At 72.8% G+C, this 20,950-nt stretch carries 20 protein-coding genes; 1 reads left to right on the top strand and 19 read right to left on the bottom strand.

What is annotated here, in order from left to right; translation table 11 throughout:
- Positions 1 to 34: 34 nt before the first annotated feature.
- The 13 genes from metK to pyrR form a co-directional block, all read right to left on the bottom strand.
- A complete protein-coding gene (metK, locus tag ACVWNX_RS29475; RefSeq protein ID WP_454411226.1) occupies positions 35 to 1,243 on the bottom strand; it encodes a methionine adenosyltransferase in 1,209 nt (402 codons plus the stop codon).
- 259 nt (positions 1,244 to 1,502) lie between these two features.
- Complete coding sequence (gene coaBC / locus ACVWNX_RS29470; RefSeq protein WP_454411225.1) at positions 1,503 to 2,735, bottom strand: bifunctional phosphopantothenoylcysteine decarboxylase/phosphopantothenate--cysteine ligase CoaBC; 1,233 nt, start codon at positions 2,733 to 2,735, stop codon at positions 1,503 to 1,505.
- Positions 2,736 to 2,858: 123 nt separating this feature from the next.
- The gene (rpoZ, locus tag ACVWNX_RS29465) at positions 2,859 to 3,131 is read right to left on the bottom strand and encodes a DNA-directed RNA polymerase subunit omega (protein WP_454411224.1); all 273 of its coding nucleotides are present in this window, start codon (positions 3,129 to 3,131) and stop codon (positions 2,859 to 2,861) included.
- A gap of 90 nt (positions 3,132 to 3,221) precedes the next feature.
- Entirely contained in the window at positions 3,222 to 3,815 is a 594-nt protein-coding gene (gmk, locus tag ACVWNX_RS29460; RefSeq protein WP_454411223.1) for a guanylate kinase, read from the bottom strand.
- 37 nt (positions 3,816 to 3,852) lie between these two features.
- Positions 3,853 to 4,176 carry an integration host factor gene (locus ACVWNX_RS29455; RefSeq protein ID WP_003956414.1) on the bottom strand — a complete coding sequence of 108 codons (324 nt, stop codon included), beginning with the start codon at positions 4,174 to 4,176 and terminating at the stop codon, positions 3,853 to 3,855.
- Positions 4,177 to 4,624: 448 nt separating this feature from the next.
- On the bottom strand, positions 4,625 to 5,485 hold the full coding sequence (gene pyrF / locus ACVWNX_RS29450) for an orotidine-5'-phosphate decarboxylase (RefSeq protein ID WP_454411222.1): 861 nt from the start codon (positions 5,483 to 5,485) through the stop codon (positions 4,625 to 4,627).
- Positions 5,482 to 6,588, bottom strand: coding sequence for a quinone-dependent dihydroorotate dehydrogenase (locus tag ACVWNX_RS29445; RefSeq protein ID WP_454411221.1), 1,107 nt, complete (start codon positions 6,586 to 6,588; stop codon positions 5,482 to 5,484). The genes pyrF and ACVWNX_RS29445 overlap by 4 nt, the downstream gene beginning before the upstream one ends.
- Before the next feature lie 143 nt (positions 6,589 to 6,731).
- Entirely contained in the window at positions 6,732 to 10,040 is a 3,309-nt protein-coding gene (gene carB, locus ACVWNX_RS29440; RefSeq protein ID WP_454411220.1) for a carbamoyl-phosphate synthase large subunit, read from the bottom strand.
- Positions 10,033 to 11,190 carry a glutamine-hydrolyzing carbamoyl-phosphate synthase small subunit gene (gene carA, locus ACVWNX_RS29435; RefSeq protein ID WP_454411219.1) on the bottom strand — a complete coding sequence of 386 codons (1,158 nt, stop codon included), beginning with the start codon at positions 11,188 to 11,190 and terminating at the stop codon, positions 10,033 to 10,035. The genes carB and carA overlap by 8 nt, the downstream gene beginning before the upstream one ends.
- The gene (locus ACVWNX_RS29430) at positions 11,187 to 11,810 is read right to left on the bottom strand and encodes a PH-like domain-containing protein (RefSeq protein WP_454411218.1); all 624 of its coding nucleotides are present in this window, start codon (positions 11,808 to 11,810) and stop codon (positions 11,187 to 11,189) included. The genes carA and ACVWNX_RS29430 overlap by 4 nt, the downstream gene beginning before the upstream one ends.
- Positions 11,810 to 13,096 (bottom strand): dihydroorotase, encoded by a 1,287-nt coding sequence (locus ACVWNX_RS29425; RefSeq protein ID WP_454411217.1) that lies wholly within the window; start codon positions 13,094 to 13,096, stop codon positions 11,810 to 11,812. Before ACVWNX_RS29425 ends, ACVWNX_RS29430 begins: the two co-directional genes overlap by 1 nt.
- A 5-nt stretch (positions 13,097 to 13,101) precedes the next feature.
- Positions 13,102 to 14,079 carry an aspartate carbamoyltransferase catalytic subunit gene (locus ACVWNX_RS29420; protein ID WP_454411216.1) on the bottom strand — a complete coding sequence of 326 codons (978 nt, stop codon included), beginning with the start codon at positions 14,077 to 14,079 and terminating at the stop codon, positions 13,102 to 13,104.
- A gap of 224 nt (positions 14,080 to 14,303) precedes the next feature.
- On the bottom strand, positions 14,304 to 14,906 hold the full coding sequence (gene pyrR / locus ACVWNX_RS29415) for a bifunctional pyr operon transcriptional regulator/uracil phosphoribosyltransferase PyrR (RefSeq protein ID WP_454411215.1): 603 nt from the start codon (positions 14,904 to 14,906) through the stop codon (positions 14,304 to 14,306).
- Positions 14,907 to 15,124: 218 nt separating this feature from the next.
- On the opposite strand from pyrR, the gene bldD reads away from it, so the two are divergent.
- A complete protein-coding gene (gene bldD / locus ACVWNX_RS29410; RefSeq protein ID WP_017945577.1) occupies positions 15,125 to 15,625 on the top strand; it encodes a transcriptional regulator BldD in 501 nt (166 codons plus the stop codon).
- Positions 15,626 to 16,050: 425 nt separating this feature from the next.
- On the opposite strand, the gene nusB is transcribed toward bldD, so the two are convergent.
- The 6 genes from nusB to ACVWNX_RS29380 all read right to left on the bottom strand — a co-directional run bounded on the left by nusB (position 16,051) and on the right by ACVWNX_RS29380 (position 20,937).
- Entirely contained in the window at positions 16,051 to 16,479 is a 429-nt protein-coding gene (nusB, locus tag ACVWNX_RS29405; protein ID WP_454411214.1) for a transcription antitermination factor NusB, read from the bottom strand.
- Between the two features lie 2 nt (positions 16,480 to 16,481).
- On the bottom strand, positions 16,482 to 17,048 hold the full coding sequence (efp, locus tag ACVWNX_RS29400; RefSeq protein ID WP_454411213.1) for an elongation factor P: 567 nt from the start codon (positions 17,046 to 17,048) through the stop codon (positions 16,482 to 16,484).
- 72 nt (positions 17,049 to 17,120) lie between these two features.
- On the bottom strand, positions 17,121 to 18,227 hold the full coding sequence (locus ACVWNX_RS29395; RefSeq protein ID WP_454411212.1) for an aminopeptidase P family protein: 1,107 nt from the start codon (positions 18,225 to 18,227) through the stop codon (positions 17,121 to 17,123).
- Positions 18,228 to 18,326: 99 nt separating this feature from the next.
- Entirely contained in the window at positions 18,327 to 19,148 is an 822-nt protein-coding gene (locus tag ACVWNX_RS29390; RefSeq protein ID WP_454411211.1) for an AAA family ATPase, read from the bottom strand.
- A 194-nt stretch (positions 19,149 to 19,342) separates the two neighbouring features.
- Positions 19,343 to 20,437, bottom strand: coding sequence for a 3-dehydroquinate synthase (gene aroB / locus ACVWNX_RS29385; protein WP_454411210.1), 1,095 nt, complete (start codon positions 20,435 to 20,437; stop codon positions 19,343 to 19,345).
- Positions 20,434 to 20,937 carry a shikimate kinase gene (locus ACVWNX_RS29380; RefSeq protein ID WP_454414987.1) on the bottom strand — a complete coding sequence of 168 codons (504 nt, stop codon included), beginning with the start codon at positions 20,935 to 20,937 and terminating at the stop codon, positions 20,434 to 20,436. The genes aroB and ACVWNX_RS29380 overlap by 4 nt, the downstream gene beginning before the upstream one ends.
- Positions 20,938 to 20,950 lie beyond the last annotated feature (13 nt).

Genomic DNA, 20,950 nt, shown 5'->3' with positions numbered 1-20,950 from the left:
GCGGTGACCGGCCCCCGTGCGGGAGCCGTGGGGATCAGAGCCCGGCGGCGGCGCGCAGCGCGTCCACGCGGTCGGTGCGCTCCCAGGTGAAGTCCGGCAGCTCACGGCCGAAGTGGCCGTACGCGGCGGTCTGGGCGTAGATCGGGCGCAGCAGGTCGAGGTCGCGGATGATCGCGGCCGGGCGCAGGTCGAAGACCTGGGAGATCGCGCTCTCGATCCGGTCGGTGTCGACCGTGTTGCTGCCGAAGGTCTCGATGAACAGACCGACGGGCTCGGCCTTGCCGATCGCGTAGGCGACCTGGACCTCGCAGCGGGCGGCGAGCCCGGCCGCGACGACGTTCTTGGCGACCCAGCGCATGGCGTACGCAGCGGAGCGGTCCACCTTGGACGGGTCCTTGCCGGAGAAGGCGCCGCCGCCGTGGCGGGCGTAGCCGCCGTAGGTGTCGATGATGATCTTGCGACCGGTGAGTCCGGCGTCGCCCATGGGGCCGCCGATCTCGAAGCGTCCGGTCGGGTTGACCAGCAGGCGGTAGCCCTCGGTCTCCAGCTTGATGCCGTCGTCCAGGAGCGCCTTCAGCTCGGGCTCGACGACGAACTCGCGGATGTCGGGCGCGAGCAGCGAGTCCAGGTCGATGTCGGAGGCGTGCTGCGAGGAGACGACGACCGTGTCGAGCCGGACGGCCTTGTCGCCGTCGTACTCGATGGTGACCTGCGTCTTGCCGTCGGGGCGCAGGTAGGGGATGGTCCCGTTCTTGCGGACCTCGGAGAGCCGCCGCGACAGACGGTGCGCCAGGTGGATGGGCAACGGCATCAGCTCGGGCGTCTCGTCGCACGCGTATCCGAACATCAGGCCCTGGTCGCCGGCGCCCTGCCGGTCCAGCTCGTCCTCGTCGCCCTCGACCCGGCTCTCGTACGCCGTGTCGACGCCTTGGGCGATGTCGGGCGACTGGGCCCCGATGGAGACCGAGACGCCGCAGGAGGCGCCGTCGAAGCCCTTCTTCGAGGAGTCGTAACCGATGCCGAGGATCGTCTCGCGGACGAGCTGCGCGATCGGCGCGTACGCCTTCGTCGTGACCTCTCCGGCCACATGGACCAGGCCGGTGGTGATCAGCGTTTCCACGGCGACCCGGGACGTCGGGTCCTCCCGCAGAAGCGCGTCGAGAATGGTGTCGCTGATCTGATCGGCGATCTTGTCGGGGTGACCCTCGGTCACGGACTCCGAGGTGAAGAGACGGCGGGACACATCGCTCCCTGTGGTTGCAGCGGCTGCTGGCTGTTCATGGCGGACCCTCCGGAGGCTGCAAGCCCGGGTGGTCCGTCACCAGTTTATCGGTCGTGCTCACCGGACGGGTCACGTGTCTCGCCACGTGGGAGCCCTGTGACCTGCGGCACCGGCATTCTGGTGCACGGCCGGGGCTCTCCACCAGAGCGCCCCGCCCGATTAGGGGGGCTTGTCGGGGAGGGACGGCCGGACGGGCGAAGGATCTGGCGGGAAACCGATCTCATTCGGCGGACGCGGCGGGAAAACGGCCCGCGACCAGGTCCCACACGGTGTCGGCGAGGACTTCCTTCGGCCCGAACGGGACGGGGGTCTCGCTGCCGTCCGCGCCGAGGACGACGGCCTCGTTCTCGTCCGCCCCGAAGGTCTTGCGCTCTCCGACCTCGTTGACGACGAGCAGGTCACAGCCCTTGCGGCGGAGCTTCTCCCGGCCGTTGGCCAGGACGTCGTCGGTCTCGGCGGCGAAGCCGACCACCAGCTGTCCCGGACGGGCCCGGTCCCGGGACAGCTCCGCGAGGATGTCCGGATTCCGTACCAGGGCGAGGGGCGCGGGCTCCTCGCCGTCCCGTTTCTTGATCTTGCCGGGGGTGCGGACGGCGGGCCGGAAGTCGGCCACGGCCGCGGCCATGACCACCACGTCGGCGTCGGCGGCGGCCTTCAGCACGGCGTCCCGGAGTTCCGCCGCGGTGCCCACCGGCACCAGGTCCACGCCCGCGGGGACGGGGAGCGTCCCGGCGGTGTTGGCGCCCACCAGGGTGACCCGGGCGCCCCGGGCGGCGGCGGTGCGGGCCAGCGCGTAGCCCTGCTTGCCGGAGGAGCGGTTGCCGAGGAAGCGGACCGGGTCGAGGGGTTCCCGGGTGCCGCCCGCGCTGATCACCACGTGCCGTCCGGTGAGGTCGGGCTCCCGTACGCCCCGGGCGAGGACCCGGCGGCAGACCTCGAAGAGCTCGGCGGGGTCCGGCAGCCGGCCCTTGCCGGTGTCGACGCCGGTCAGACGGCCGACGGCGGGTTCGATGACGACCGCCCCCCGGCGGCGCAGGGTGGCCACGTTCTCCTGGGTGGCGGGGTGCTCCCACATCTCGGTGTGCATGGCGGGCGCGAAGACGACGGGGCAGCGCGCGGTGAGCAGGGTGTTGGTGAGCAGGTCGTCGGCGAGGCCGTGGGCGGCCTTGGCGAGCAGGTCGGCGGTGGCGGGCGCGACCACCACGAGGTCGGCCCGCTGGCCGATGCGGACGTGGGGCACCTCGTGGACGTCGGACCACACCTCGGTGGCGACGGGCTGGCCGGAGAGCGCGGACCAGGTGGCGGCGCCCACGAACTGGAGGGCCGAGGCGGTGGGGACCACCCGCACCTCGTGTCCGGACTCGGTGAGCCGTCGCAGCAGCTCGCACGCCTTGTAGGCCGCGATGCCCCCGCTGACCCCGAGCACCACCCTCGGCCTGGCCGCCTTGTTCATGTGTCTCCCCGACTCGGCTGGGCGCGGCCTCGGCCGCCGCGCGCGCTGTGTGCCTGTACCTACCCATGAGACACCACGGGCCCGGCAGCGTCGCTGCCGGGCCCGTGACGGGTGGAACGGTGACTACTGGTTGGGGCCGTCGACGGCCTCGGAGGTCAGCAGACCCGCGTTGATCTCGCGCAGGGCGATCGAGAGCGGCTTCTCGTGGACGTGGGTGTCGACGAGGGGACCGACGTACTCCAGCAGGCCCTCGCCGAGCTGGGAGTAGTACGCGTTGATCTGACGGGCCCGCTTGGCCGCGTAGATCACCAGGCTGTACTTGGAGTCGGTGGCCTCAAGCAACTCGTCGATCGGCGGGTTGATGATGCCCTCGGGCGCGGTGATGGAAGAGGACACGCTCTACCTTCCGATTGTCGGCCCCGGCGCCGTCCGCGCGGAGGCGGTGGGCGGGACCTGAGGGAAAAGACGGGATGGGACCAGCGAGGATCACACCACGTTCATCAAGGCTAGCAGCTCACGCGCCACGTCCTTGACGGAGGTGTTGACCAGGGTGGTGTCGAACTCGGACTCGGCGGCCAGCTCGACCTTGGCGGCCTCCAGCCGCCGGGCGATGACCTCGGGGGGCTCGGTGCCCCGCCCGGTCAGCCGCCGGACCAGCTCGTCCCAGGACGGCGGGGCCAGGAAGACCAGCCGGGCGTCCCGCATGGACTCCCGCACCAGCCGGGCGCCCTGGAGGTCGATCTCCAGGAGGACCGGCTCCCCGGCCTCCAGGCGCTCCTGGACGGCCGCGCGGGGGGTGCCGTAGCGGTTGCCCGCGAACTCGGCCCACTCCAGCAGCTCGCCGTTGGCGATCAGCTTGTCGAATTCCTCGTCGGTGACGAAGAAGTACTGCACACCGTGCTGCTCGCCGGGCCGGGGGCGACGCGTGGTGGCCGAGACCGAGAGCCAGACCTCGGGGTGTTCTTCGCGCATATGGGCGACGACCGTGCTCTTGCCGACCCCGGAGGGGCCGGAGAGCACGGTCAGCCGCGGACGTACGTCCGGGGGCACGGGGGTCGTCCCCCGGGATGTTGCAGCCATGGAGCGATTATCCAGCCTCCCGGGGGTGCCCGGGAAATCAGGCGGGGCCGCCGCCGAACTCGCGCTCCAGGGACGCGATCTGGTTGGAGCCGAGACCTCGGACCCGCCGGCTCTCGGAGATGCCGAGCCGCTCCATGATCTGCTTGGCGCGGACCTTGCCCACGCCCGGCAGGGACTCAAGGAGGGCGGAGACCTTCATCTTGCCGATGACGTCGTTCTCCTGGCCCTGCTTGATGACCTCGTGGAGGGAGGCGCCGGAGTGCTTGAGTCGATTCTTGACCTCGGCCCGCTCCCGGCGAGCCGCGGCGGCCTTTTCGAGCGCGGCTGCGCGCTGTTCAGGGGTAAGGGGCGGAAGAGCCACGCCTACGTCACCTCGGATGTCGAACTGGTCGGATGTCTGTCAGGTACAGCAGTCCGGTGAGGAACCTAGTCGCCCCACACCTGGGGAGCAACGAGCAACGCGCTTGCCCGTCCGCTCTCGACGGAGACTAGCGGCCATGGCCCCCGGAGTCAGCGAGAACAGCGGAAAACTCCTGGTCAGCCTTGATCGAGCCCGACATTTACGGGCAAAAGAACCCCGTTTCTGAGAACTCTTTCAGAAGACACGCCGGGCGGGGCGCGTCGCGGACGGCGCGTCCACATCCGAATTCCGGAGGCTGCCCACCCCTCGTGACGCCGAAACCGGTGCTTTTCCCACCGCCCGGCGCGCGGCCCGTGGAGCGCGCCCCCGTGCGGTCCGCCTCCCCCCGCGTCACCCGGACGGGCGACGCGGGGCCGGACCGCCGGCGGACGCGGCGTGACCGGGCCGGTCAGGCCGTGCGGACCGCCGCCCGGACCTCGTCCGCGAACCGCTCCGCCGAGTCCCGCAGGGCGACCGGGTCCGGACCGTGCCGCAGCACCCCCCGGCTGACGTTGGGCACCACCTGGCGCACCGCGGCGCCGAAGACCCGGGGCAGGTCCGCCGGGGTCGCGCCCTGGGCCCCGATGCCGGGCGCCAGCAGCGGGCCGCCGATCTCCAGGTCGTAGGAGGAGAGGTCGCCGAGGGTCGCCCCGACCACGGCCCCGAAGGAACCGAGCCCGGCGCCGTCCGCCACCTCGGGGGCGTTCTCCCCGGCGAGCCGGGCGAGCATGGTGGCGCCGACGTCGCGTCCGTCGCCCCGGACGGCGTGCTGGACCTCGGCGCCCTCCGGGTTGGAGGTCAGCGCGAGGACGAACAGTCCGGTGCCGCTCTCCCGCGCCAGCCCGACGGCGGGCGCCAGGGAGCCGTAGCCGAGGTAGGGCGAGACGGTGAGGGCGTCGGAGAAGAGCGGGGCGCCGGGCCGGAGGTAGGTCTCGGCGTACGCGGCCATGGTCGAGCCGATGTCACCGCGCTTGGCGTCCATCAGGACCAGCGCACCGGCCTGCCGGGCCTCGGCCACGCAGGTCTCCAGCACGGCGACGCCCCGCGAGCCGAACCGCTCGAAGAAGGCGCTCTGCGGCTTCAGCACCGCGACCCGGTCGGCCAGGGCCTCCACCACGGTCCGGCTGAAGCGCTCCAGTCCGGCGAGGTCGTCGCCGAGGCCCCAGGAGGTCAGCAGGGAGGCGTGCGGGTCGATCCCGACGCACAGCGGGCCGCGCTCGTCCATGGCGCGGCGCAGCCGGGCGCCGAAGGGTGCGGGGGCGGCGGTCACGGGGTGCTCCTGGAGTCGGCGCCGACGGCCTCGGCGAGGGTGGCGTACGGGGAGGCGGCCAGCCGGGCGGCGAGCCCGTGGTGGACGCCCCGGGCCCAGGCCGGGCCCCGGTAGATGAAGGCGCTGTACCCCTGGACCAGGGTGGCACCGGCCAGGATCCGCTGCCAGACGTCCTCGGCGTCCTCGACGCCGCCGACGCCCACCAGGACGATGCGGTCGCCGACCCGGGCGTACAGCCTGCGCAGCACCTCCAGGGAGCGCTCCTTGAGGGGGGCGCCGGAGAGTCCGCCCGCCTCCGCGAGCAGCGCGGGGTCGCTCTTCAGGCCGAGGCCCTCGCGGGCGATGGTGGTGTTGGTGGCGATGATCCCGTCGAGGCCCAGCTCCACGGCGAGGTCCGCGACGGCGTCGACGTCGGCGTCGGCGAGGTCCGGCGCGATCTTGACCAGCAGGGGCACCCGGCGGCCGGTGACCGAGCGGTCGGCGGCCTCGCGCACGGCGGTGAGCAGGGGGCGCAGCTGGTCCACGGCCTGGAGGTCGCGGAGCCCGGGGGTGTTCGGGGAGGAGACGTTGACGACGAGGTAGTCGGCGTGGCGGGCGAGCCGCTCGGTGGACTTCACGTAGTCGGCGACGGCCTCCGCCTCGGGGACGGCCTTGGTCTTGCCGATGTTGACGCCCACGGTGGTCCGGAAGACCTCGCGGCGGGCGGCGAGCCGGGCGGCGACGGCGGCGGAGCCGTCGTTGTTGAAGCCCATGCGGTTGATCAGCGCCCGGTCGGCGGTCAGCCGGAAGAGCCGGGTGCGGGGGTTGCCGGGCTGGGGCTCGCCGGTGACGGTGCCGATCTCGACGTGGTCGAAGCCGAGCATGGCCAGGCCGTCGACGGCGACCGCGTTCTTGTCGAACCCGGCGGCCAGCCCGAAGGGGCTGTGCAGCCGCAGGCCGAGCGCCTCGGTGCGCAGTTCGCGGTGGCGGGGGGCGAGCACGGCGGCGACGAGGGTGCGCAGCACGGGCACCCGGGCGGCGAGCCGGATCCAGCCGACGGCGAGGTGGTGGGCCTGTTCGGGGTCCATGCGCCGGAACAGGAGCTGGAAGAGCGTCTTGTACATGGGTGGGGTGTCCTCGGTCCGGGAGGCGGAAGGCAAGAGACGGGAGGCGCGGGCGGGTCGGCCGGGCGCGGGTCGGGGGCACCGTTTCCGGTGCCCCCGTGGGTGGTGCGGGCCGGGGCGGGGCGGCGCCCCGGCCCGGTGGGTCAGTCCCGTCCGGCGGTGAGCTGGCGCGCGTGCTCCTGGAGGGAGCGCACCCCGACGTCGCCGTGGTGCAGCGCGTCGATGCCCTGGACGGCGGCGGCGAGCGCCTGGACCGTGGTCAGGCAGGGCACCGCCCGGGCGACGGCGGCCGTGCGGATGTCGTAGCCGTCGAGGCGGCCGCCGGTGCCGTAGGGGGTGTTGACGATCAGGTCGACCTCACCGTCGTGGATCAGCTGGACGATGGTCCGCTCGCCGTTCGGGCCCTCGCCCTCGGACTGCTTGCGCACCACGGTGGCGTTGATGCCGTTGCGCTTGAGGACCTCGGCGGTGCCGGAGGTGGCGAGCAGTTCGAAGCCGTGGGCGACCAGCTCCCGCGCCGGGAAGATCATCGAGCGCTTGTCGCGGTTGGCGACGGAGATGAAGGCGCGGCCCTTGGTGGGCAGCGGCCCGTACGCCCCGGCCTGCGACTTGGCGTAGGCCGTGCCGAAGACGGAGTCGATGCCCATGACCTCGCCGGTGGAGCGCATCTCCGGGCCGAGGACGGTGTCCACGCCGCGACCGTGGATGTCGCGGAACCGCGACCACGGCATGACGGCCTCCTTGACGGAGATCGGCGCGTCCAGCGGCAGGGTGCCGCCGTCACCCCGGGCCGGGAGCAGCCCTTCGGCCCGCAGTTCGGCGACGGTGGCGCCGAGCGAGATCCGGGCGGCCGCCTTGGCGAGCGGGACGGCGGTGGCCTTGGAGGTGAAGGGCACGGTCCGGGAGGCGCGCGGGTTGGCCTCCAGGACGTAGAGGATGTCCCCGGCCATCGCGAACTGGATGTTGATGAGGCCGCGGACGCCGACGCCCTTGGCGATGGCCTCGGTGGAGGCGCGCAGCCGCTTGACGTCGTAGCCGCCGAGGGTGATCGGGGGCAGCGCGCACGCCGAGTCGCCGGAGTGGATCCCGGCCTCCTCGATGTGCTCCATCACTCCGCCGAGGTACAGCTCCTCGCCGTCGTAGAGCGCGTCCACGTCGATCTCGATGGCGTCGTCGAGGAAGCGGTCCACGAGGACCGGGCGGGAGGGGCTGATCTCGGTGGACTCGGCGATGTACGAGGAGAGCCGGGTCTCCTCGTAGACGATCTCCATGCCCCGGCCGCCGAGCACGTAGGACGGCCGCACCAGGACCGGGTAGCCGATCTCGTCCGCGATGGCCTTGGCCTCCGCGAAGGTGGTGGCGGTGCCGTGCTTGGGGGCGGGCAGGCCCGCCTCGGCGAGCACCCGGCCGAAGGCGCCGCGGTCCTCGGCGGCGTGGATGGCCTCCGGGGGCGTGCCGACGATCGGGACCCCGTTGTCCTTGAGCGCCTGGGCGAGGCCCAGCGGGGTCTGGCCGCCGAGCTGGACGACGACGCCCGCGATCGGTCCGGCCAGGGACTCCGCGTGGACGATCTCCAGGACGTCCTCCAGGGTGAGCGGCTCGAAGTAGAGCCGGTCGGAGGTGTCGTAGTCGGTGGAGACGGTCTCCGGGTTGCAGTTGACCATCACGGTCTCGTACCCGGCGTCGCTGAGCGCGAAGGAGGCGTGCACGCAGGAGTAGTCGAACTCGATGCCCTGGCCGATGCGGTTGGGGCCCGAGCCGAGGATGATCACCGCGGGCTTGTCGCGCGGGGCGACCTCGCTCTCCTCGTCGTAGGACGAGTAGAAGTACGGGGTGCGGGCCGCGAACTCGGCGGCGCAGGTGTCCACGGTCTTGTAGACCGGGCGCACCCCGAGGGCGTGCCGGACCTCGCGGACGACGTCCTCGCGCAGTCCGCGGATCTCGGCGATCTGGACGTCGGAGAAGCCGTGCCGCTTGGCCTCGGCGAGCAGCTCCGGGTCCAGGCGGTCGGCGGCGGCCAGCTCGTCGGCGATCTCCTTGATCAGGAAGAGCTGGTCGACGAACCAGGGGTCGATCCGGGTGGCCTCGAAGACCTCCTCGGGGGTGGCCCCGGCGCGGATGGCCTGCATGACGGCGTTGATGCGGCCGTCGGTGGGCCGGACGGCCTCGCGCAGCAGCTCGGCCTTGTCGCCCGGGTCGCCCACGAAGGTGAACTGGCTGCCCTTGCGCTCCAGCGAGCGCAGCGCCTTCTGGAGGGCCTCGGTGAAGTTGCGGCCGATCGCCATGGCCTCGCCCACCGACTTCATGGTGGTGGTGAGGGTGGAGTCGGCGGAGGGGAACTTCTCGAAGGCGAACCGGGGCGCCTTGACGACCACGTAGTCGAGCGTGGGCTCGAAGGACGCGGGGGTCTGCTCGGTGATGTCGTTGGGGATCTCGTCGAGCGTGTAGCCGACGGCGAGCTTGGCGGCGATCTTGGCGATCGGGAAGCCGGTCGCCTTGGAGGCCAGCGCGGAGGAGCGGGAGACCCGGGGGTTCATCTCGATGACGATGACCCGGCCGTCCTCGGGGTTGACCGCGAACTGGATGTTGCAGCCGCCGGTGTCCACGCCGACCTCGCGGATCACCGCGATGCCGATGTCCCGCAGGACCTGGTACTCGCGGTCGGTGAGGGTCATCGAGGGGGCGACGGTGATCGAGTCGCCGGTGTGGACGCCCATGGGGTCGAAGTTCTCGATGGAGCACACGACGACGACGTTGTCGTGCTTGTCGCGCATCAGCTCCAGCTCGTACTCCTTCCAGCCGAGGATGGACTCCTCCAGGAGCACCTCGGTGGTCGGCGAGAGGGTGAGGCCCTGTCCGGCGATGCGGCGCAGCTCCTCCTCGTCGTGGGCGAAGCCGGAACCCGCGCCGCCCATGGTGAAGGAGGGCCGGACGACGACCGGGTAGCCGCCCAGGGTGTCGACGCCCGCGAGGACGTCGTCCATGGAGTGGCAGATGACCGAGCGGGCGGACTCGCCGTGCCCGATCTTGGCGCGGACGGCCTCCACGACCTCCTTGAAGAGTTCGCGGTCCTCGCCCTTGTTGATGGCCTCGACGTTGGCGCCGATGAGCTCCACGCCGTACTTGTCGAGGGTGCCGGCCTCGTGCAGCGAGATGGCGGTGTTGAGGGCCGTCTGGCCGCCCAGGGTGGGCAGCAGCGCATCGGGGCGCTCCTTGGCGATGATCTTCTCGACGAACTCCGGGGTGATCGGCTCGACGTAGGTGGCGTCGGCGATCTCCGGGTCGGTCATGATCGTCGCCGGGTTGGAGTTCACCAGGACGACCCGCAGGCCCTCGGCCTTGAGGACCCGGCACGCCTGGGTGCCGGAGTAGTCGAACTCGGCGGCCTGACCGATGACGATCGGGCCGGAGCCGATGACCAGGACGGACTGGATATCGGTGCGCTTAGGCACGCTGGCCCTCCATCAGGGTGACGAAGCGGTCGAAGAGGTACGCGGCGTCGTGCGGACCCGCGGCGGCTTCGGGGTGGTACTGGACACTGAACGCGGGCTTGTCGAGGAGCCGCAGCCCCTCGACGACCTGGTCGTTCAGACAGACGTGCGAGACCTCGGCGCGGCCGTAGGGGGTGTCGCTGACCCGGTCGAGGGGCGCGTCGACGGCGAAGCCGTGGTTGTGCGCGGTGACCTCGACCTTGCCGGTGGTGCGGTCCTGCACGGGCTGGTTGATCCCGCGGTGGCCGTACTTCAGCTTGTAGGTGCCGAAGCCGAGGGCCCGGCCCAGGATCTGGTTGCCGAAGCAGATGCCGAACAGCGGGGTGCCCCGGTCCAGGACGGCGCGCATCACGGAGACCGGGTGGTCGGCGGTGGCGGGGTCGCCGGGGCCGTTGGAGAAGAACACCCCGTCGGGGGCGACCGCGTAGACGTCCTCGACGGTGGCGGTGGCGGGCAGCACGTGCACCTCGATGCCGCGCTCGGCCATCCGGTGCGGGGTCATGCCCTTGATGCCGAGGTCGATCGCGGCGACGGTGAAGCGCTTCTCGCCGATCGCGGGGACGACGTACGCCTCGGGGGTGGCGACCTCGGCGGAGAGGTCGGCGCCCGACATCTCGGGGGCCTGCCGCACCTCGGCGAGCATGGTGCCCTCGTCGGGCAGGGCGTTGCCGGAGAAGATCCCGACCCGCATGGCGCCGCGCTCGCGCAGATGGCGGGTGAGGGCGCGGGTGTCGACGCCGGAGATCCCGACGACGCCCTGGGCGGCCAGTTCCTCGTCCAGGGAGCGACGGGAGCGCCAGTTGGAGGGGGTCCGGGCGGGGTCGCGGACGACATAGCCGGAGACCCAGATCCGGCGGGACTCGGGGTCCTCGTCGTTGACGCCGGTGTTGCCGATGTGCGGGGCCGTCATCACGACGACCTGGCGGTGGTAGGAGGGGTCGGTGAGGGTCTCCTGGTAGCCGGTCATGCCGGTGGAGAACACCGCCTCGCCGAAGGTCTGGCCGACGGCTCCGTACGCACGGCCCCGGAAGACGCGACCGTCCTCCAGGACGAGTACGGCGGGAACCCTGGTTCCCCTGGTGGGGGTCGGCTGCGCTGTCTGCGCGCTCATCGGTCCGCGCCTTCCGTGGTGGTGGTGTGCAGGGGGGTGCCCTCGGTGGGGCGGTCGGGGTCCTCGGGGGCGCCCAGCGCCTCGACCCAGGCGGTGTGCTCGGCGGCCCGGTCGGAGCGGAAGCCGGAGTCGATCAGCCGTTCGCCGTGCGCCCAGGTGACGACCAGCAGGCCGCCCTCGGCAAGGACCTTCCCGGCGATGCCCTTGTCGAGCCGGGCGCCGCGCAGCCGGTCGGCGGGGACGAAGAAGTCGTCCGCGCCGGGACGGACCACGGTCAGGCCCGCGTCGGTGAGGGTCAGCTCGGCCCGGGAGCGGGCGCCGAGGCCGTGCGCGACGATCCGGTCGAGCCACTGTCCGGCGGTGGTGGAGCCGTGGTAGCGGCCGTGCAGGGTGAGCCGGGGGGTGCCGGGGTCGGCGGGCGCGGCGTGCAGCGGCGGGAGGTCGTTCTGGAGGGTGCCGCGCCACTTCCAGCCCTCGCGCATCAACCAGTACACGAGGGCGACGAAGAGGACGAGTCCGACGAGCCAGCCGATCCGGGCGGCCCAGTCGGTGACTTCCGCCGACTTCCGCTCGGTGGCGAGCACGGAGAGGACTTCGGCACTGCGCAGGGGGTGAGGCATCACACGAGCTTCCCGTCGACGACCGTGGCACGGCCCCGCAGCCAGGTGTGGGTGACGCGCCCCGGCAGCTCGAGCCCCCGGTAGGGGGTGTTGCGGCTGCGGGAGGCGAAGCCCGCGGGGTCCACGGTTCCACGGTAAGCGGGATCGACGAGGGTGAGGTTCGCGGGCTCACCTGCCGAGACGGGGCGTCCATGGCCCGCGAGACGGCCGATCTGGGCGGGCCGCACCGACATCCGGTCGGCGACCTGGGCCCAGTCGAGCAGCCCGGAGTCGACCATGGTGTGCTGGACGACCGACAGCGCGGTCTCCAGGCCCACCATGCCCATGGCGGCGGCGGCCCACTCGCAGTCCTTGTCCTCGTGCGGGTGGGGCGCGTGGTCGGTGGCCACGCAGTCGATGGTGCCGTCCGCGAGGGCCTCGCGCAGCGCCATCACGTCGGCCTCGGTGCGCAGCGGCGGGTTGACCTTGTAGACCGGGTCGTAGCTGCGGACCAGCTCGTCGGTGAGGAGGAGGTGGTGCGGGGTGACCTCGGCGGTGACGTCCCAGCCCTTGGACTTCGCCCAGCGGACGATCTCCACCGACCCGGCGGTCGACAGATGGCAGATGTGGACCCGGGAGCCGACGTGCGCGGCGAGCAGCACGTCCCGGGCGATGATCGACTCCTCGGCGACGGCGGGCCAGCCGCCGAGGCCCAGCTCGGCGGAGACGACGCCCTCGTTCATCTGGGCGCCCTCGGTGAGCCGGGGCTCCTGCGCGTGCTGGGCGACGACCCCGCCGAACGCCTTCACGTACTCCAGGGCGCGCCGCATGATCACGGCGTCGTCCACGCACTTGCCGTCGTCGGAGAAGACCATGACCCCGGCGGCGGAGTCGTGCATGGCGCCCAGCTCGGCGAGCTGCTTCCCGGCGAGGCCCACGGTGACGGCGCCGACCGGCTGGACGTCGCAGTAGCCGTGTTCGCGGCCGAGCCGGTAGACCTGCTCGACCACTCCGGCGGTGTCCGCGACGGGGAAGGTGTTGGCCATGGCGTGGACGGCGGTGAAGCCGCCGGTGGCGGCGGCCCGGGTGCCGGTGAGGACGGTCTCGGAGTCCTCGCGGCCGGGCTCGCGCAGATGGGTGTGGAGGTCGACCAGACCGGGCAGCAGGACGCGTCCGGCGGCCTCCACCACGGTGGCGTCACCGGCGGTGAGGCCGGTGCCGACGGCGGCGACGGTCTCGCCGTCGATCAGGACGTCCTGCGGCTCCCCGCCGAGCACCCGGGCACCGCGGATCAGGATCTTGCTCATGTCGGTTACTTCTCCTCGGTACGGGTGTGGGTGACGGCGGGTTCGTTGCCGCCGAGCAGCAGGTAGAGCACGGCCATCCGGATGGAGACCCCGTTGGCGACCTGTTCGACGGCGGTGCAGCGGCCGGAGTCGGCGACCTCGGCGGTGATCTCCATCCCGCGCACCATCGGGCCGGGGTGCATCACCACGGCGTGTTCGGGCATGCGCGCCATCCGGTCGCCGTCGAGGCCGTACCAGCGGGCGTACTCGCGCTCGGTCGGGAAGTAGGCGGCGTTCATCCGCTCGCGCTGGACGCGCAGCATCATGACCGCGTCGGAGGTGGGCAGCACCCGGTCGAGGTCGTAGGAGACCTCGCAGGGCCAGGCGGTGACCCCGACCGGGACCAGGGTCGGCGGGGCGACCACGGTGACCTCGGCTCCGAGGGTGTGCAGCAGGTCCACGTTGGAGCGGGCGACCCGGCTGTGCAGCACGTCCCCGACGATGGTGACGCGCTTGCCCTTGAGGTCCTCGCCGAGTCCGGCGTCCCGGCCGACGAGGCGGCGGCGCATGGTGAAGGCGTCCAGGAGGGCCTGGGTGGGGTGCTGGTGGGTGCCGTCGCCCGCGTTGATGACGTGGGCGTCGATCCAGCCGGAGGTGGCGAGCCGGTAGGGCGCGCCGGAGGCGCCGTGCCGGATGACGACGGCGTCGACGCCCATGGCCTCCAGGGTCTGCGCGGTGTCCTTCAGGGACTCGCCCTTGGAGACCGAGGAGCCCTTGGCGGTGAAGTTGATGACGTCGGCGGAGAGCCGCTTCTCGGCGGCCTCGAAGGAGATCCGGGTGCGGGTCGAGTCCTCGAAGAACAGGTTGACGACGGTACGGCCGCGCAGGGTCGGCAGTTTCTTGATCGGCCGGTCGGCGACCCGGGCCATCTCCTCGGCGGTGTCGAGGATCAGGACGGCGTCGTCACGGGTGAGATCGGCGGCCGAGATGAGGTGGCGCTGCATCTGGTGCTCCGTGGGCGGTTCAGCGGGTTCGGGGAGGCGGGGCGGGGTTCCGGGGCCCGCCGGGGCGTACCGGGGCCCGGTGGGGCCGTGGCGGGCCGTGCGGGGGCGGTTCCGGGGCGGGCGGAGGTGGTCCGGGGGCGTGCCGGGGCGCGGGGCGGCGCCGGGCGGGTCCACCGGGGGCCGGCGGTCCGGGGCTCACTCCCGTGGCGGTACGGGGAGCGGGTTCATCCGGCGGGGGCGCCGGGCTTCACCCCGAGCAGGACGGTGTCCCGTCCGTCCTCCTCCGCGAGCCGCACCCGGACGGTCTCCCGCAGCGAGGTCGGCAGGTTCTTGCCGACGTAGTCCGCGCGGATCGGCAGCTCGCGGTGGCCCCGGTCCACCAGGACCGCGAGCTGCACCGCGCGCGGGCGGCCGATGTCGTTCAGGGCGTCGAGGGCGGCGCGGATGGTGCGGCCGGAGAAGAGCACGTCGTCGACGAGGACGACCAGCCGTCCGTCGATCCCCTCGCCGGGGATCTCGGTGCGGGCCAGCGCCCTCGGCGGGTGCATCCGCAGGTCGTCGCGGTACATGGTGATGTCGAGGGAGCCGACCGGGACCTCACGCCCGGTGATCTCCGCGAGCTTGGCGGCGAGCCGCCGGGCGAGGAAGACCCCCCGGGTGGGGATGCCGAGGAGCACCACGTCGTCGGCGCCCTTGGCGCGTTCGACGATCTCGTGGGCGATGCGGGTGAGCATCCGGGCGATGTCGGGGGCCTCCAGGACGGGCCGGGCGGCGCCGCCGGGTTCCCCGGTGCCGGGAGTGCTGGGGGTACTGCTGGGGGTGTCCATACGAAACGGACCTCCTTCTCCGCCTCACGGGACGGACCTTAAAGGACGTCGGATTTGCGCCATCCACGGTAGCAGGCCGTTCATTCCCCCAGTTCACCCCCTCACCGTGCGCCCCAGGGCAAGGCAGGGAAGAGTCAGTGCTGACCATTCGGCTTGACGCACGCAAGTCACGCTGCGTAACCTCACAGTGAGTCACCAGCCTTCGTCCGGGGAGCTTTATGTCCAGCGAATACGCCAAGCAGCTCGGGGCCAAGCTCCGGGCCATCCGCACCCAGCAGGGCCTGTCACTCCACGGCGTCGAGGAGAAGTCCCAGGGCCGCTGGAAGGCAGTGGTGGTCGGTTCCTATGAGCGCGGCGACCGCGCCGTGACCGTCCAGCGCCTCGCCGAGTTGGCGGATTTCTACGGGGTTCCGGTGCAGGAACTGCTGCCCGGCACCACGCCCGGCGGGGCCGCCGAGCCGCCGCCGAAGCTCGTCCTGGACCTGGAGCGCCTCGCCCACGTCCCGGCCGAGAAGGCGGGCCCGCTCCAGCGGTACGCCGCCACGATCCAGTCCCAGCGCGGGGACTACAACGGCAAGGTGCTGTCGATCCGCCAGGACGACCTGCGCACCCTCGCCGTGATCTACGACCAGTCCCCCTCGGTGCTCACCGAGCAGCTGATCAGCTGGGGCGTGCTGGACGCGGACGCCCGTCGCGCGGTGGCCCACGAGGAGGGCTGACCTCCCCACCAGCAGAAACGTGCCGCCCGGGGCGGCGCGGTCCCTTCCGGGGCCGTGCCGCCCCGGGCGGTCGTCGTCCTGGGGTCCGCCGGAGCCCAAGGGCCGGGTCCTCCCCGGGCCCTTCCAGCCCGTCCGGCCCCGTCCCAGCCCTTCCGGCCCGTACGACCCGTCCGGCCCGTACGACCCGTCCGGCCCGGGAGCCCCAGCCGGACGCCCTCGCCCCACCCGTTCGGAGGTACACGCGACGGACGGCCCTGACGGCGCCCCGGGGCGCCGTCACCCGGGGTTTCCGTCCGGGAGGCGCGAGAGGGCCGTCAGAGGCCCGGGAAGGGCCTTCCCGGGCCTCTGACGGCCCTCTGGTCCCACCCCCGGGGAACGGGAAACCCCCGCCGCGTGCGCGACGGGGGTCCGGACGGTCCTGTCGGTCAGGCCCTCCGCAGACCGGGCTTCAGCTCCTTGAGCCGTCCCAGCAGTCCGTTGACGAAGGACGGCGAATCGTCGGTGGAGAACTCCTTGGCCAGTTCGACGGCCTCGTCGAGCACCACTGCGTCGGGCGTCCCGTCGACCCAGATCAGCTCGTAGGCGCCGAGCCGCAGGATGTTCCGGTCCACGACGGGCATCCGGTCCAGCGTCCACCCCACGGAGTACTGGGCGAGCAGCTCGTCGATGCGCTCCGCGTGCCGCGCGTAGCCCTCGACCAGCTCCATCGTGTACTCGCTGACCGGCGGCTGCCGGGTGTCGGAGCGCGCGTGGCGCACCCAGTCGGCGAGGACGGTCACGACGTCGACGCCGCGCTGGTCACCCTCGAACAGGATCTGGAAGGCGCGCTTGCGGGCCGTGTTCCGGGCAGCCACGGTTAGCTGTTCACCCGGCCGAGGTAGTCGCCGGAACGGGTGTCGACCTTGATCTTCTCACCGGTGGTGATGAAGAGCGGGACCTGGATCTCGTAGCCGGTCTCCAGCTTGGCGGGCTTGGTGCCGCCGGTGGAGCGGTCACCCTGGACGCCCGGCTCGGTCTCCGCGATGACCAGCTCGACGGCGGTCGGCAGCTCGACGAAGAGCACGTTGCCCTCGTTCTGCGCCACGGTGGCCTCGAAGCCCTCCAGGAGGAAGTTCGCGGCGTCGCCGACGGTCTTGCGGTCGATGTGGAGCTGGTCGTAGGTCTCCATGTCCATGAAGACGAAGTAGTCGCCGTCCATGTAGGAGAACTGCATGTCGCGCTTGTCGACGGTGGCCGTCTCGACCTTGACACCGGCGTTGAAGGTCTTGTCGACGACCTTCCCGGACAGCACGTTCTTGAGCTTGGTGCGCACGAAGGCCGGGCCCTTGCCGGGCTTGACGTGCTGGAACTCGACGACGGACCAGAGCTGGCCCCCGTCGAGCTTGAGCACCATGCCGTTCTTGAGGTCGTTCGTGGAAGCCACGGTTGCGGAATCTCCTGGACTGACGTGGACGACCTGCGGGGCCCGCCTCCGGCGGCTCAGCGTGGGCTGAGGCTAGAGCGCCAGGAGCTCCTTGGTCGTGATGGTGAGTAGCTCGGGTCCGCCGTCCGCCGCGGAGCGGACGACGAGCGTGTCATCGATCCGGACCCCGCCCCGGCCAGGGAGGTGAACCCCCGGTTCGACGGTGACCGGCACACAAGCGTCCAGTTTACCCATGGCGGAGGGGGCGAGCTGCGGGTCCTCGTCCTTTTCGAGTCCCACCCCGTGTCCGATGCGCGCGGGGAGCCCCTCCCGGTGGCCCGCGGCCGCCAGTACGCGGCGGGCCGCGGCGTCCACGTCCCGGTAGGCGGCGCCGGGGGTCAGGGCCTCGCGACCGGCCCGCTGAGCGGCGAAGACGGCGTCGTACAGCTCGATCTGCCAGTCGGCGGGCGAGGTCCCGATGACGAAGGTCCGGCCGATCTCGCAACGGTAGCCCCGGTAGGCCGCGCCCAGGCAGACCGAGAGGAAGTCCCCCTCCTCCACCCGGCGGTCGGTGGGCCGGTGGCCCACCAGTCCGGCGTTCGGCCCGGTGCCGACCGAGGTGCCGAAGGCGGGCCCGTCGGCCCCGTGGTCGACGAGCCGGCGTTCGAGCTCCAGGGCGAGGTGCCGTTCGGTGCGGCCCACCAGGATGGACTCCAGGAGTTCGCTGAGGGCCTGGTCCGCGATCTCCGCCGCGATCCGCAGACAGGCGATCTCGTCCTCGTCCTTGATCAGCCGGAGCTGTTCGACGACCCCGTCGAGGTCGGTCAGCCGCAGCCCGGGGACGGCGGCGCCGACCGCCCGGTGCCGGGCCACCGTCAGATGGTGCTCCTCCACGGCCAGGGAGCCGGCGCCCCGGGCGGCGGCCCGGGCGGCCGCGACGACCGCGGTGTCCTCGCCGGGGTCCTGGAGCACCCGGGTCAGCAGCGTCTCGTCGGGCCCGGGATCGCCGGGGCGGGCCTCCGGGGGCTCCGCGTGGACCAGCAGGTCGCCGCCCTCCTGGAGCAGCAGGGTGGCCCCGGGCGGCGCGGAGCCCGCCAGATAGCGGACGTTCGCGGGGCGGGAGACCAGGACGGCCGCGGTGCCGGTGGCCTCGGTGCGCTCTCTCAGGCGGTCCCGGCGGGTCGCGTAGGTCTCTGCCATGTCCCGAGCCTACGAGCGGCGGGGCGGAAGGGCCCGGTCAGCTCGTCCGGACGGGCCGACCGGGTGAGGGGAGCCGTTCCCCGGGGCGCTTCCCCGTCCTCACCACCGGGGCGGGGTGGTGACCGCGCGGGCCAGGGCCTCGTCGAGGGCGCGGGCGGTGCCGGGGACGTCCAGCCGGGAGTTGTCGATGATGGGCAGGCCGGAGCCGTACCACCCGGCCATCCGGCCGTGGATGCGGGCGACCTCCTCGTCGGTGAGGCGGCGGTTGCCCCGGCGGCGGGCGTTGCGGGCGAGGACCACCTCCAGACCGGGCAGCAGCACCACGGGCAGCAGTCCGGGGCCCACATGGCGCTTCCAGCCGCCGAGGCCCACCGCCGGACGGTCGGGGAAGACCGCGTCGTCGAGGACGCAGGAGATGCCGTTGGCCAGGAAGTTGCGGGCCGCGAAGCCGCAGGTGCGGCGGGCCAGGCGGTACTGGGCCTCGGAGTGGTCGTTCCAGCCGGACTGCGGGTCCGCGAAGCCGCAGCGGACCCATTCCCGGACGTCGTCGAGGCTGATGTGCGCGGTGGGGGTGCGGCGGTGCTCCGCCCAGTACCGGGCGACGCTGGTCTTGCCCGCGCCCGCGGGGCCGATGAGCAGCACGGCGAGGGTGGTGGCGGAGACGTCCGCCACGGGGGCCGGTGGTGGGCTCGGCACCGCGACGGGGCCGCCCGGAGGCAGCCGGAGGTGGCCGGTGGCGTCCGGCACGGGGGGTATCGGGGGGACCGGGCCGCCCTGGTGGCCCGGGGAGGCGGACCGGGCCGCCGGGGGCGGGAGCGGGAAGTCCGCGGACGGCGGCGCGGGCGGGACCGGTGGCGCGGGGGGCGGCCAGCCGGGGCCCGACCCCTCATGGGGTGGCGGTGCTCCCCCTGCGTGCTGCATCCGGTACCACTCCGTCTCGTCGGGCCCGTCCCCGGTGGGGCACCGGACCGGTGGGCCGCGTCTCGTCCTGAGAACTGACCGCGGCCGGACGGAAGTTCCCGTACGGCGCGGTGGGATTCCCCCGACCGGCGGGGGCGCTCCCCCGCACCGTACCGGCCCCCGGCCGCCCGTACGGACGGCCGGGGCGCGGTCGGCTACTGGCCGACCTCCCCGTAGGCGGCGAGCAGCACCGCGGGGTCGGGGCCCTCCAGGACGGTCGGGCGGGCGAGGCCGTCGAGGACGATGAAGCGGAGCAGGTCGCCCCGGGACTTCTTGTCGACCTTCATGGTCTCCAGCAGCTTGGGCCACTGGTCGTAGCGGTAGCTCAGCGGCAGGCCGACGGACTCCAGGACGGTGCGGTGCCGGTCGGCGGTGGCGTCGTCCAGACGGCCCGCGAGCCGTCCCAGCTCGGCGGCGAAGTGCATCCCGACGGAGACCGCCGCGCCGTGCCGCCACTTGTAGCGCTCGTTCTTCTCGATGGCGTGCGCCAGGGTGTGGCCGTAGTTGAGGATCTCGCGGCGGCCCGACTCGCGCAGATCGCCCGAGACCACCTCGGCCTTGACCCGGACGGCCCGCTCGACGAGTTCGGCGGTGTGCGGACCGGCGGGGGTGCGGGCGGCCTGGGGGTCGGCCTCGATCAGGTCGAGGATCACCGGGTCGGCGATGAACCCGGCCTTGATGATCTCGGCGAGCCCGGAGACGTAGTCGTTCACCGGCAGCGACTCCAGCGCGGCCAGGTCGCAGAGCACCCCGGCGGGCGGGTGGAAGGCACCGACGAGGTTCTTGCCCTCGGCGGTGTTGATGCCGGTCTTGCCGCCGACGGCCGCGTCGACCATTCCGAGGACGGTGGTGGGCACCGCGATCCAGCGCACCCCGCGCAGCCAGCTCGCGGCCACGAACCCGGCGAGGTCGGTGGTCGCCCCGCCGCCCACGCCGACGATGACGTCGGTGCGGGTGAACCCGGACTGGCCGAGCGCCTTCCAGCAGTAGGCGGCGACCTCGGCGGTCTTGGCCTCCTCGGCGTTCGGCACCTGGATGGCGACCGCCTCGAAGCCCTGGGCGGCGAGGTCCTCGCGGAGCGCCTCGCCGGTCCCGGCCAGCGCCTCGGGGTGGATCACGGCGACGCGCTTGGCCCGCTCGCCGACGAGGGGGCCCAGCTCGCCGAGAAGCTGGTGGCCGATGAGCACCTCGTAGGGCGCGGTGCCGTCCGTTCCGGCGACCTTGATCCGGATGGGTTCCTGCGCGGTCATGGGGTCTTCTCCTGCGGAGGGTCGGTGGGCAGCCCGAGCGCGTCGAGGACCGCCCGCGCGACCTCCTCGGGGCCGCGCCCGTCGGTGGTGACGACGGCGCGGGCCACCTCGGTGTACAGCGGGAGGCGGGCCTCCATCAGCTCGCGCCACTGGCGGCGCGGGTTGACGGCGAGCAGCGGGCGGGCGACGTTGAGTCCGGTGCGCCGGACGGCCTCGTCCACGTCCATCGTCAGGAAGACGACGGGGTGGCGGGCGAGCAGGGCACGGGTGCCGGGGTCGAGGACGGCTCCGCCGCCCAGGGCGAGGACCCCGTCGTGGGTGGCGAGGGCCTCGCGCACGGCGGCCTTCTCGACGGCGCGGAAGTAGGGCTCGCCCTCGTCCACGAAGATGTCGGAGACCGGACGGCCCTCGGCGGCGACGATGTCGTCGTCGGTGTCCCGGTAGGCGCGGCCGAGCAGCCCGGCGAGCAGCGCGCCCACCGTGGACTTGCCGACGCCCATCGGGCCGACGAGG

The sequence above is a fragment of the Streptomyces sp. JNUCC 64 genome, from assembly GCF_054484115.1.
The sequence above is the reverse complement of the archived record's forward strand: the minus strand, read 5'-3'. Positions and strand labels throughout refer to the sequence as shown.